The following is a 12,487-nucleotide window of genomic DNA, read 5'->3' on the forward strand; positions in this document are numbered from 1 at the left end:
GACAATGAATAAGCGTAGTGAACTCTACCCCGCCAGGAAGCCCGCCAGCGCGCGCGGGTCCACGTTGCCGCCGCTGATGATGATGCCGACGCGCTTGTCCTTGCAGGGCACGATGCCGTGGAGGGCGGCCGCGGCCGCAAGACAGCCGGTGGGCTCGACCACGATCTTCATGCGCTCGACGAAGAAGCGCATGGTGTCCACGAGCTGCGTGTCCGACACGGTGAGAATGTCCTCGGCGAGGGCGCGCATGATGGGAAACGTCTTGTTGCCGACATAGGTCGTCTGCGCGCCGTCGGCGATGGTGGCCGGCACCGGGATCCGAACGATGGAGCCCGTGCGGAAGGATTGCTGCGCATCGTTGCCGGCTTCCGGCTCGACGCCGTAGATCCGGCAATCGGGCGAGAGCGCCTTGGAGGCGAGCGCCGAGCCCGCCAGCAATCCGCCGCCGCCGACGCAGACGAGAAGCATGTCGAGCGGGCCAACCTCCTCGATCAGCTCCTTCGTCGCCGTGCCCTGGCCGGCGATCACGCCCTCATGATCGTAGGGCGGAATGAGGGTCAGGCCGCGCTCCTGCGAAAGCTTGCGGCCGATGGCTTCGCGATCTTCCTTGTAGCGGTCGTAGAGCACGACCTCGCCGCCGTAGCCCTTGGTGGCCGCGACCTTCATGGCCGGCGCATCCTGCGGCATGATGATGACGGTCGGTACTTCCTGCAGCTGCCCGGCATAAGCAATGGCCTGGGCATGGTTGCCGGAGGAAAACGCCACGACACCGCGCTTCTTCGCCTCGGGGGACAGGCGCGCGATGGCATTGTAGGCGCCGCGAAACTTGAAGGCGCCGCCACGCTGGAAATTCTCCGCCTTGAAGAACAGCTTGCCGCCTGTGCGCTCATCGGCCGTGCGGGACGTGAGAACCGGCGTTCGATGGGCCACCCCGTCGATGCGCCGCGCGGCCGCTGCGACATCCTCGTAAGTCGGCAGGCTCACCGTGGCGGGAGAGGCGGGTTCGGAATTCTGCGGGGTCGGCACGCTCATCGGTCACTCACGTTTTGGGCGAAGCATTCAAGGCACGGCTTCGCTTCCTTTCATATCAACCTTGCATAATCCTTGTCACCTTTGGGGCTTTTTCGAGAGCCGGGAGGTTTTCGGGGTTAAGTCAGGCCGAAGACCGTCGCCAGGCGGAACAGCCCATCCGTTCCGGCCGTTCATGGATATTACCGCATGACAGGAGGCCTCTCATGGAATTGTGGCAGATGGTAGTGGCGGATCACGCGAATATCGAGGAACTCTGCCGCGAGGTGCTGCGCGCCACGGGCAGCGGGCCGAACAGCCGCGCCGAACTCTTCGCCGACCTTCGTGATGAACTGGAGCGACACTTCGCAGCGCAGCAGAACGTGCTCTATCCGGCCCTGTCCTCCCATGAGCGCACGGCCGCCTATCTGTCCGATCTCGAGAGCAAGCAGGAGGAGATCCTGCGCGAACTCGACCGGCTCGCCGCACGTCCCGACAAGAACAGCGCCGATTGGGCCGCCGACTTCAAGGAACTCACCGCATCGATCCGGCACGCTTTCACGCTCGAGGAAAACGGCGTCATGATCGTCGCCCGCGGAGCCTTCTCGCCGGACGAGCTCAAGCACCTGTGGCGGCAGTACGAGCGTGAGCGCATCGCGTCCTACGAGGCCGAGCGCTGGCACATGCCGCAAGCCATGATGCCGAGCCGCTACGGGCTCCCGACCGGAACGGTGTTCGGTGTGCTGGCGGGACTTGCCGCCATCGGAGCCGGCGCGCTGCTGTGGAACATGACCCGGTCCGGCAGTGCCGGCTCGCGGCAGAACAGACCGCTGCATGCGGCCCCCCGGCGCCCCCAGCCCCCATTTCCGCTCGATCGCGGCGTGATCGACCGTAGCCTGGAAGGATCCCGGCGCGGCGGCATGGGGCAGGCATCCTCCGGCGCGCGGACCTATCGGGCGGCGGGCGGAGGCACCGGCCCGGGCGTATCGTCGGGCCGCCCGGCGGGATCGGCCGCGGGCGACGAGGCGCTGCTTCACGGGGCAGGGGGCGGCGCAGCTCCTGCCGCGGGCGGAAGTCCCTCGGACGATAATTGGTTCTCCTCCGCTCAGCCGCCGCGCGCGCCCTCAGGCCTTTCGACGCCGCTGCAGCCGGGCGGAACGCTTCCCGCAGGTGGCCCAGCCGCCTCCACGGGCGCCGTCGGCACCGGCGGCGCCCAGACCGGTGGTACGGAGTCGGGCTCGTTGAAGCGCGACGGGCAGTAACGGCATCCTGCCTTATCGCCTAAAGCATTGGACCCGAAAGTAGACATGCACTTTCGGGTCCAATGATTGTTTCATGAGGAGCGCGCATGTCCCCAGTCAGGTTTTCGGCAGGGCATAGGCGATCACGTAATCGCCCGCCTTGGTGCCGAGCGAGCCGTGGCCGCCCGCCACCACGAGCAGGTATTGCCGTCCGTCGGATCCCGTATAGGTCATGGGCGTCGCCTGTCCGCCGGCCGGGAGCCGGGATTCCCAGAGCTGATTGCCGTTGGACACGTCATAGGCGCGTACGAAGTAGTCGATGGTACCGGACAGGAACGCGACGCCGCTCGCCGTCATCATCGGCCCGCCGAGATTGGGAACGCCCATGGGGAAGGGGAGCGGGATCGGAGACGCATCGCGCACCGTGCCGTTCTTGTGCTTCCAGAGGATCTTGCCGGTGGTGAGATCGGCCGCCGCCACATAGCCCCAGGGCGGCGCCTGGCAGGGGATGCCGAGCACCGACGTGAAGGCCGAGAGCTTCACGGCAAACGGCGCGCCGAAATTCTCGTTCAGCGCCGGCAGGCTGCCCTCGGGCCGGTTCTCTCCCTGCACATAGAGCGTCTTGTCGTTCTGGCGCGGCACGAGCTGCGACACGAAGGCCAAGTAGGTCGGCGTGGTGAAGGCGATCTGCCGCTCCGGATCGACCGCGATGCTGCCCCAGTTGAACACGCCGAAATTGCCCGGATAGATCAGGCTGCCCTGAAGCGAAGGCGGCGTGTAGCGGCCTTCGTAGCGCAGCTTCTTGAACGCGATGCGGCAGGCGAGCTGATCGAACATCGTCGCGCCCCACATGTCGCGCTCGGCGAGCGGCGGCGGGTCGTAGGAGAGGGCGGAGACGGGCTGCGTCGGGGAGGTGCGGTCGCCGGGGGCGGCGCCCTGCGGGGCGGGTTTTTCCGTCACCGGCAGGACAGGCTGGCCCGTGCGCCGGTCGAGCACGTAGAGTTCGCCCTGCTTGGTCGGCTGTACAAGTGCCGGCACCGTCTGGCCGCCGATGGTCAGGTCGATCAGGCTCGGCTGCGAGGGAACGTCGTAATCCCACAGGTCGTGATGCACGGTCTGGAAGACCCAACGCACCTGGCCGGTCGTGATATCGAGGGCCACGACCGAGGACGAGAAACGGTCCACATTGGCGCTGCGGTTGCCGCCCCATTGGTCCGGGGGCTGATTGCCAAGGGGCACGTAGACCATCCCCAGGGCTTCGTCGACGCTGGAGATCGACCAGGAATTGGGCGAGTTCGGCACGTATGTTTCGCCCGGTGCCAGCGGCGTGGTTACGTCCGGCCTGCCCGAATCCCAGTTCCACACCAGGGCGCCGGTATTCACGTCGAAGGCGCGGATGACGCCGGATTGCTCGCTCGTGGACACGTTGTCGAGCACCGTGCCGCCGACGATGATGAGGTTGCGGACGATGGCCGGCGGCGATGTGGAGTAATAGGCGCCCGGGTTCACGTTGGGCATGTTGGCCCAGAGGTTGATCTGGCCCGTGCCGCCGCCGAAGGCGGTGCAAATGTCGCCGTTTTCCGGGTTGAGGGCGATCAGGCGCCCGTCGGCGGTGGGCATGAAGAGCTTCGTCGGGCAGTTGTCGGCCGCCTGCCGTTCGTTCGCCGCCACCGGCAGGTCGGGAACGGCCGAGGCATTCGCCGCAGGCGCAGGGTCCGGAGGTGCCGCCGACGCGGCCGCACCGTTGCCGCGATAATAGGAGAGACCACGGCAGGTCAGATGCTGAAGGGCGAGCTTGCCCCGGATCTTCGGATCGTAGCGCCAGACTTCCTTTCCGGTCGCGTCGTCGAGGGCGATGATGGATTGATGCGGCGTGCAGAGATAGAGCCGATTGCCGAATTTGAGCGGCGTCACCTGGAACGTGGTCTCTTCCGGATCGCCGGGCCGTCCCCGCACGTCGCCGGTGCGATAGGTCCACGCCTCCTGAAGATTGGCCACGTTCGCCGGCGTGATCTGATTGAGCGGCGAGTAGCGCTGCCCATAGGCCGTGCGTCCATAGGCATGCCATTCGCCGGGCGGAACGCCGAGAGCGTCGTCGGGCACATCCGCTCGCGGCCCGGGTGCCGTGCCTTCAATGCGCGTGGGATCGTTGAACCACGAGGCCACCGCGACCACAAGCGCAACGGCGAGCACGCCGGTCAGCGGCAATCCTGCACCCCGGAAGGCGGAGACGCGGCGTGCCGTCGCATCATGGTCCGTTGTCGGAGCTGCGGGGCGATCGGCGAGGCTGCGCGTCACCCAGGGCGTGAGCAGCAGCAGTCCGAGGAGAAACACCACATCGCCGCGCGCCGCGAGAGGCCACCAGTGAAGGCCCACTTCCCATAAGGCCCACCCGAGGGTGCCGGCGGTGACGAACGCGTAGACCCACAAGGCGGCGGGCTTTTGCGCGAGCAGAAGGACGCCCGTGAGCAGGAAGCCGATGGCCGCGATCATGTAGAACCAGGAGCCGCCGAGCGTGATCAGCCACACGCCGCCGACGGCGAGAGCCAATCCGATCAGAAGCGAGAGAATGGCAGCGATGACGAGAACGGGGCTGCGTCTCACATCAGGCATGTCTCACTCCTCCGGACGTTCGGCTTCCAACGGCAGGGAGAAGGAAATGTTTCAAAGGGACGCGACGCCAAGGGAGAGCAATGCAGCCCAGCTATGCTTCCTTCACATTCGTGCCCCAGCGCCTATGCAGGAACCGCTCCCAGGGCGAGAACAGCAGCCGGTCGACGAGCAGTCCGATCGCCACGATGACGATCATGATGCCGATGACCTGATCCATGGCGTTCAATTCGCGCCCATAGTGCAAAAGATGGCCGAGGCCGAAGCCGGTGAGGATCGTCACATAGATCTCGGCGGCCATCAGCGAGCGCCAGGCGAAGGCCCAGCCCTGCTTCATGCCGCTGACGAGGAAGGGAAGCGAGGCGGGCAGGATCACCCGGGTCCATTTGTGGAAGCCCTCCGATCCCATGGTGCGCGCCGCGCGCGCATAGATGGGCGGGATGTTGCGCGCGCCGTGATCCGTCGCGATGATGACGGACCAGACGGTGCCCATGATCACCACGAACAGCATCGCGCCTTCCGTCTGTCCGAACCAGACCAGCGCCAGTGGGACCCAGCACACGCTCGGCAGGGTCTGGAAGCCGAGAGCCAATGATCCGAGCGTGTCCTCGAAGAGTTGCGACGTGCTGGTCAAGAGGCCGAGCGGCAGGCCGATGAGGACGCCGGCCGCGTAGCCGACAAGAAGTCGCTTGAGCGTCACCCAGGTCGATTCCTCGAGCGTGCCGTCGAGCATTGCGCCCCAGATGTATTCGCCGACGAAGATGGGAGAGGGGAGCAGCACCACGGACCAGCGCCCGCTGCGCACGGCAAGCTCCCACAGGCCAATGAGGAGTGCGAAGAACAGGATAGCGGAGGCGAGACGCTTCATTCCGAGAATGCCTCCGTCAGGGTGCCCTTGAGGGCTGCCGCGATCTTCGATGCATAGCCGGCGAGCTCCGGACTGTTGATGTCGCGCGGGCGCGGCAGGGGAATGTCGAAAACCTGCTGGATGCGCCCCGGCGAGGGCGACATGAGGACGACGCGGTCACCCAGGCACACGGCCTCGCGGACATTGTGCGTGACGAACACGATGGTCTTGCGGCTTTCCATCCAGATCTGCTGGATGTCGTCGTAGAGCTGGTCGCGGGTCATGGCGTCGAGCGCCCCGAAGGGCTCGTCCATCAGCAGCACATGAGGATCCGGAGCCAGTGCGCGCGCCAGCGCGACGCGCTGCTTCATGCCGCCCGAGAGTTCATGAACCTGCGCATGCTCGAACTTGCTGAGGCCGACGAGCTTCAGGAAATGATGGGCGATCTCCTTGCGCTGCGCATTCGTGAGATCGGGGCGCAGCTTGAGCCCGAACATCACGTTTCCGAACGCGTCGAGCCAAGGAAACAGCGCGGATTCCTGGAACATGACGAGACGCTGGCGCCCGGGGCCATGCACGGTCTTGCCGTCGGCGAGAACACGTCCCGCATCCGGTCTGGTCAGGCCTGCGATGATGTCGAGAAGCGTGGACTTGCCGCAACCGCTCGGCCCGATGAGGCAGACGAATTCGCCGTCGGCGATCGTCATGGATACGTTGTCGAGAGCTTGGACAGCCGCCCTTGATGCGATGAAGCGCTTGGAAACCCCGTCGATGATCAGTTTCGCCGGTCGTCCGGTCATGGCATTCGTGTCGGGCGCCTCCATCAAGGCGCCTCGATCAGGCGGGACAAATCGGGCGTATCGCGCAGGAAGCCGACCTGCTGGGCGCTGGTCACGAAGGATTGAAACGCTTCGCGCGACGTATCCGGCGTGATCACCATGCGGCTCCAGGCCTTGGCGACGAGTTCCGGCGACATGTCGAGCCGGAAGGACGCCTGCAGCTCGTCGCGGGCCATGCGCTGGGCCTCGTCCGGGTTCTTCCGGATCCAGTCGGTGAGTTCGCGATGGGCGTCGACGAAGCGTCGGGCGAGGTCGCGATTCTTCGCGAGGAAATCGGCGCTGGACACGAGGATCGTGGTGATCGCGTCCTTTTCCTCCACCAGGATCTTGCCACCCGCCTCGGATTCGAGCCGTGACACCCAGGGCTCCACCGTCCATACCGCATCGAGCTGCTTGCCCTTGAAGAGGGAGAGCTGATCGGGATTGCTGGTGGGAACCACCTGTGCGTCGCCGCCGGTCTGCGTGATGCGCAATCCACCGGCGACGAGCCACGCCCGCGCCGCCACGTCCTGCGTGTTGCCGAATTGCGGCGTGGCGATGCGCTTGCCCTTGAAGTCGGCAGGCTTGGTCAGAGTCGAATCCCCCTGCACGACGAGGGCCGAGCCGCCGTTGACCGCGCCTGCGATGACACGAACCTCGGCGCCGCGGGAACGGGCATAGGCATTGAGCGCCGGATTGGGGCCGACATAGGTCAGGTCGAGCGACTTGGCGAAGATCGCCTCCATGGCGCTGGGACCGGCATTGTAGGCGTACCACTCGATCTTCACGCCGGGTCCGAGCCGCTCCGCGAACCAGTTGCGTCCCTGCCGCTCGAAGGCGCGGGCGACCAGGGCCTGAGCATGGGTGATGTTCGGGAAATGTCCGACCCGGACCGTCATGGGCTGCTGAGCACGCGCCGAGGCATGTGCCGCAACGAGCGACAATACCGACAGGAGAAGGATCCGCCATCCACGCCGCATCGGAAGACCTCCAGTGACATCGGTCAAAGGCTAGGGATTCCCGGCTGAACGTCAATGGGATGGGAAAAGGTAGTGTCTCTGGGAAGCCGCTTTGATTCCGGCAGGAGGACAGTATTCCTTTGAACGCCCATGACGGGCTGAAACTGTTGTTATTTCAACAAAAAACTTGGTTGAAACCGGAAATGTTAACTGCCCGGTAACCATAACTGGCGTCGAATAAGATGCATTACGTAGCGTAATAAACACGCGACAGCCTGATCCGCCTCCGCTCTCCGACCATGTTCTGCGGTCCTCCGGGGAACCTGATGGTGGTGCCGTCGCAGGAGCAGTTTTGTAGGGCGAGGAGAACCAAGGATGGCGAAAGTACTGGTCGTGACATCGGGCAAGGGCGGTGTCGGAAAAACGACTTCCACGGCCGCGCTTGGCGCGGCGCTGGCACAGAGCGGCAAGAAGGTGGCCGTGGTCGATTTCGACGTGGGCCTGCGCAATCTCGACCTGATCATGGGGGCCGAGCGCCGCGTGGTGTTCGATCTCATCAACGTGATCAAGGGCGATGCCAAGCTCGAGCAGGCGCTCATCCGCGACAAGCGCATCGAGACCCTCTCCCTGCTGCCCGCGTCCCAGACCCGCGACAAGGACAATCTCAGCGAAGAGGGCGTCGAGCGCGTCATCAACGGGCTGCGCGAGAAGTTCGACTGGATCATCTGCGACAGCCCGGCCGGCATCGAGCGCGGCGCGACGCTCGCCATGCGCCACGCGGATGTGGCCGTCGTCGTGACGAACCCGGAAGTTTCCTCCATCCGCGATTCCGACCGCATCATCGGCCTGCTCGATTCCAAGACCGAGAAGGCGGAGAAGGGCGAGCAGGTGGAAAAGCATCTTCTGCTCACGCGCTACGACAATGCCCGCGCCCAGCGCGGCGAGATCCTCAAGGTCGAGGACGTGCTGGAGATCCTCTCGATCCCGCTTCTCGGCATCATCCCCGAGAGCACGGAAGTGCTGCGCTCGTCCAATCTCGGTGCGCCGGTGACGCTCGGCAGCCCGAACTCCGCGCCGGCCCGCGCCTATCTCGATGCAGTGCGCAAGCTCCAGGGCGAAACCATCGTCGAGGTGCAGAAGCAGCGCGGTCTCTTCAGCAAACTCTTCTCACGGAGGGCCGCATGAGCCTGTTCAGTTTCTTCAAGCGCAACACGTCCGCGCCCGTCGCCCGCGAGCGGCTTCAGGTCCTTCTCGCGCATGAGCGAACCATTGTCGGGGGCGGGGAATCCGACCTCGTGGCGATCCTGCGCGAGGAGATCATGGCCGTGATCGCCAAGCATATGGCGGTGCCGCAGGACAACGTGCAGATCAAGATGGACCGCGGCGCCTCCGTGTCGACCCTGGAAGTCGATATCGAGATTCCGACCGAGATCGCAGCAGGGATGCGCCCGGCCGCGTGATCCCACCTCGATCCTCCTGAAGCGGACGTCATTCCATCGGAACGACATCCGCTTCAACGCTATATCGCATCGAAGCGACTTTCGCCGCTCTCCCGTTTTGCCCAGCCTTGCTGCCCTGGCTGAACGATGATCTACTCGGCTTGAGATCCGTTCGTCACCGGAGGCATTCGATGCGCGACGCGTCCTGGCCCGATCTGCCGTATCCCGCTTGGCGCGACACGGCGGCGACCCTTCAGCTCTGGACCCAGATCGTCGGCAAGATCCGGCTTGCCCTCACGCCTTGGCTCAATCACGGCTGGCAGGTTCCGCTCTATGTGACGGCGCGTGGCCTCGGCACCTCACCCATTCCCATCGGCAACGAGATCCTGGAAATCGAGTTCGACTTCCTTTCTCATCTCCTGCGCGTGCGCACGAGCAGCGGGGAGGAGCGGGAGCTGCCGCTGCAACCGCAGAGCGTTGCGGATTTCCATTCGCGGCTCCTCACCATCCTGAGCGATATCGGCATCACGGTTGCCATCAACGAGATGCCGAACGAGGTGGCGGATCCCATTCCCTTCTCCCAGGATCGGGTTCATGCGTCCTACGACCGCGACGCGGCCCAGCGTTTCTGGCGAGTGCTCTTGCAGGTGGACCGGGTGTTCAAGCTGTTCCGCAGTGGGTTTCTCGGAAAATCCTCTCCGGTACACTTCTTCTGGGGCAGCTTCGATCTCGCCGTGACGCGTTTTTCCGGGCGGACCGCGCCGCCGCATCCCGGCGGCGTGCCCGGACTGCCTGACGACGTGACCCGCGAGGCCTATTCGCACGAGGTTTCGAGCGCGGGCTTCTGGCCTGGCAGCGATGCCTTTCCGCAGCCGGCCTTCTATTCCTATGCCTACCCGGAACCGCCGGGCTTTCGCGATGCTACGGTCACGCCGGGCGCATCCTTCGACACCACGCTCGGCGAGTTCATCCTGCCCTACGACACGGTGCGTCAGGCGGAAGACCCCGACAGGCTGCTGCTCGATTTCCTCGTCACCACCTACGATGCCGCCGCCGATGCGGGCAAATGGGATCGCGCGACGCTCGAATGCACCATCGGTGCGCCTGCGCAGGTGCGTCCGGTCTGACGCCGCGATTCCCTGGCAGGTGATGATGTTGCGCGCCCGTCGGGATGCGTGCGGAGAATCCACACCTCTTCAAAATTGCCGTTGAAGCCGCATTATGGGCTTTGCTTGCCACGCCTCCGCCACATCCGCCGTCTAGCTCTAGCCTTCCCACGGTTCCGTCATCGATGTGATGTACGAGGATCCCATGCACGTTGGCGATTTGTCTCGAACGCGAGCGCCCAGCGAACCGAACGACAACGCGGCCCGTCTGGCCCTGCGCGTTCTGCTGGTCGTCGGCCTCATGAATGCCGGGTGGCTCGCCCTTTGGCGGTTCCAGGACAACGGTCCCGCCACGGAGGGCATGGTGGCTGCCGCTCCGCCGCAGACCATCACCGTGGAGCCGAGAGCCCCGGCCCCGTCCGATCGAACTCCTCCGGTCCAGGTTGCCGACGCGGATCCGGCCGCGCCGATTGCGCTGCCCAGGAAGCCGCTGGCTGCGGCTCCGCCGACGGACGAGGATGAATGGGATCAATCCATGGCCGAACCCGCCATTGACGTGGTCGCCATAGGACGATCGCGTGATCAATCCGTTGCCGTGCTGAAGCAGTTCGAGGCCGTCATCGGGCAATCGTCCAGGAAGGAGCCCTCCAAGCCCCAGCCCGCAGCTCGCACGGACATGAACATGACGGGTACCGTGACCCAGCAGGCGAGCCTCGCGAGCCAGTATGTCCCGGCGGGCGGGCCTGCTTCGGACCTCGTCGATCTCAACAAGAGTTCGGTCGAGGAGTTGAACAAACTGAAAGGCGCCGGCTCGCTCGGCCGCGCCATCGTCAGGGGACGTCCTTACAAGTCGGTGGACGATCTGGTGAACAAGCGCGTGGTGCGGCGCGACACCTTCGAGAGGATCAAGGATCAAGTCGCGGTGCGGTAGTTCCCGTGATCCGCATCATGCGCGATCCGCTTGCCACGCCGCGATGAAAGGTGCTAAGCAAATCACATCCGACAGGGGTGCTCCGTATCGCCGGGGCTGAGATGACGGCGCGAAGCCGTTGGACCCTCAAGCTGATCTGGGTAATGCCAGCGGAGCGAGGTGACGATGTTTTCCGGCGCACAGATTTCCCTCTATCCGATGACCGACGACTTCGTCGATGTCATCCTCGGCGCCATCGGGGCGCTTGATCCCTACCGTGCCAACTTCCGGATCGAGAGCGACGACATCTCGACCTTGATCGTCGGCCAGCCGGAGCAGATCTTTCCGGCCATGTGCGATCTTTTTCTTGCCGCCTCGCGGCGCGGCGTTCACTGCGTGCTGGCCGCAACCGTTTCGCGCGGTTGCCCGGGCGAACCCGACGATCCGATCTGCACGCCGATTGCCGGTTCGCACCACGACCGGCCCCTCGAAGAACGCATTGCCGCTGCCGTCCGACATGTGGAGGCGGCGCCGCTCACGGGGCAGGTCGTGGCCGCGCAGTTCTCGCTCTATCCGCTCGGAAGCGGACACCACATGGACGAGATCTACGGCTGCATCGAATTCCTCAAACGATCCGGCGTCTTCGACCGGTCGAAGAATTTCTGCACCAAGCTGCGCGGCGATGCGGGCCCGGTCTTCGCCACGTTGAGCGAAGCCTTCCTGCGCTTCGGTGCCCCGCAGAGCCATGTGGCGCTCGATCTCAAGGTCTCGGCGAACAGTCCGAGCAAGGCTTGATTTCCGTCGTACAACAAGGAGGTCGTCATGTCCGTGACGCGTGGCTGGACGCTGAGGGAGACACTCATCGTCACCGTGATCGGCGCGGTGTTCGCCGTGCTCTATCTCGGATGGGTGCAGGTTTGGCTGATCGCACAGGCGGTCTTCGGTCCCTTGACGATGGATGTGGTGATGGGCTTCTGGTTCGTCGCCTCGATGGTGGCGGCCGCCATCATCCGCAAGCCGGGCGCGGCGCTTGCGGCTGAGGTTCTGGCGGCGGCCGTGCAGGTGCTGCTGGGAAGCCCCGCCGGTTTGCTGCTCGTGGTCAGCGGCATCGTCCAGGGTGCTGGCGCGGAAGCGGTCTTCGCCGCCACGCGCTGGCGCAATTACTCGCTTCCGGTGCTGATGGCGGCGGGCGTCGGTGCTGCGATTTTCTCCTATGTCTACACCTGGATCCGGTTCGATTACGGCGCGCTTCAGCCCACGCTGCTCATCGCCATGTTCGTGCTGCGCAGTCTGAGTGGCGCGCTGCTCGGCGGCTGGCTTGCAAACCTGATCGTGCGTGCCCTCTATAAAACCGGCGCGCTCGCGGGCCTTGGCATCGATGTCGACAAGCGTTCCGCTGCCGCCTAGGCTCAGGACCTATTAATTTGGTCTGAGGAGTGATTCAGTGCCTCTGCGATGGAGGTGCTGATGGGTGATCTGTTTCTTCTGAGCGAGCGCCAGATGGCGCGGATCTCACCGTATTTCCCATTGGCTCATGGCGTGCCGCGGG

Annotated in this window: 12 protein-coding genes and 1 riboswitch; of the genes, 7 read left to right on the forward strand and 5 right to left on the reverse strand. The window is 64.9% G+C overall.

The features are described 5' to 3' along the window. Positions 1–24: 24 nt before the first annotated feature. Positions 25–1,032, reverse strand: coding sequence for a threo-3-hydroxy-L-aspartate ammonia-lyase (locus tag AB4097_RS10515; protein WP_442039215.1), 1,008 nt, complete (start codon positions 1,030–1,032; stop codon positions 25–27). A gap of 203 nt (positions 1,033–1,235) precedes the next feature. Here AB4097_RS10515 and AB4097_RS10520 point away from each other — a divergent pair, with 203 nt between their 5' ends. Then, positions 1,236–2,270, forward strand: coding sequence for a hemerythrin domain-containing protein (locus tag AB4097_RS10520; protein WP_442039217.1), 1,035 nt, complete (start codon positions 1,236–1,238; stop codon positions 2,268–2,270). Positions 2,271–2,366: 96 nt separating this feature from the next. Here AB4097_RS10520 and AB4097_RS10525 read toward each other — a convergent pair whose 3' ends face one another. From AB4097_RS10525 to AB4097_RS10540, 4 genes are all read right to left on the reverse strand, one after another. Beyond that, positions 2,367–4,862, reverse strand: coding sequence for a glucose/quinate/shikimate family membrane-bound PQQ-dependent dehydrogenase (locus AB4097_RS10525; RefSeq protein ID WP_442039219.1), 2,496 nt, complete (start codon positions 4,860–4,862; stop codon positions 2,367–2,369). Between the two features lie 91 nt (positions 4,863–4,953). Beyond that, complete coding sequence (locus AB4097_RS10530) at positions 4,954–5,727, reverse strand: ABC transporter permease (RefSeq protein ID WP_442039221.1); 774 nt, start codon at positions 5,725–5,727, stop codon at positions 4,954–4,956. Further along, positions 5,724–6,530, reverse strand: a complete 807-nt coding sequence (locus AB4097_RS10535; protein ID WP_442039223.1) for an ABC transporter ATP-binding protein — start codon at positions 6,528–6,530, stop codon at positions 5,724–5,726. The genes AB4097_RS10530 and AB4097_RS10535 overlap by 4 nt, the downstream gene beginning before the upstream one ends. Beyond that, positions 6,530–7,504 (reverse strand): ABC transporter substrate-binding protein, encoded by a 975-nt coding sequence (locus tag AB4097_RS10540; RefSeq protein ID WP_442039225.1) that lies wholly within the window; start codon positions 7,502–7,504, stop codon positions 6,530–6,532. Before AB4097_RS10540 ends, AB4097_RS10535 begins: the two co-directional genes overlap by 1 nt. A 354-nt stretch (positions 7,505–7,858) precedes the next feature. Here AB4097_RS10540 and minD point away from each other — a divergent pair, with 354 nt between their 5' ends. The 6 genes from minD to AB4097_RS10570 all read left to right on the forward strand — a co-directional run bounded on the left by minD (position 7,859) and on the right by AB4097_RS10570 (position 12,345). Further along, positions 7,859–8,668: a septum site-determining protein MinD gene (minD, locus tag AB4097_RS10545; RefSeq protein ID WP_442039227.1), complete on the forward strand. Its 810-nt coding sequence runs from the start codon at positions 7,859–7,861 to the stop codon at positions 8,666–8,668. Beyond that, positions 8,665–8,943: a cell division topological specificity factor MinE gene (gene minE / locus AB4097_RS10550; protein ID WP_442039229.1), complete on the forward strand. Its 279-nt coding sequence runs from the start codon at positions 8,665–8,667 to the stop codon at positions 8,941–8,943. The genes minD and minE overlap by 4 nt, the downstream gene beginning before the upstream one ends. A 170-nt stretch (positions 8,944–9,113) precedes the next feature. After that, positions 9,114–10,049: a DUF5996 family protein gene (locus AB4097_RS10555; RefSeq protein ID WP_442039231.1), complete on the forward strand. Its 936-nt coding sequence runs from the start codon at positions 9,114–9,116 to the stop codon at positions 10,047–10,049. A 184-nt stretch (positions 10,050–10,233) separates the two neighbouring features. Then, complete coding sequence (locus AB4097_RS10560; protein WP_442039233.1) at positions 10,234–10,959, forward strand: ComEA family DNA-binding protein; 726 nt, start codon at positions 10,234–10,236, stop codon at positions 10,957–10,959. Between the two features lie 63 nt (positions 10,960–11,022). Continuing rightward, positions 11,023–11,134, forward strand: a riboswitch (TPP riboswitch). Next, on the forward strand, positions 11,125–11,733 hold the full coding sequence (locus AB4097_RS10565; RefSeq protein WP_442039241.1) for a YkoF family thiamine/hydroxymethylpyrimidine-binding protein: 609 nt from the start codon (positions 11,125–11,127) through the stop codon (positions 11,731–11,733). It overlaps the preceding riboswitch by 10 nt. 27 nt (positions 11,734–11,760) lie before the next feature. Further along, complete coding sequence (locus AB4097_RS10570) at positions 11,761–12,345, forward strand: ECF transporter S component (RefSeq protein ID WP_442039235.1); 585 nt, start codon at positions 11,761–11,763, stop codon at positions 12,343–12,345. Positions 12,346–12,487: the final 142 nt, after the last annotated feature.

It is taken from the genome of Microvirga sp. 2MCAF35 (assembly GCF_052115545.1).
In the GTDB taxonomy this organism is placed as follows: Bacteria; Pseudomonadota; Alphaproteobacteria; order Rhizobiales; family Beijerinckiaceae; genus Microvirga.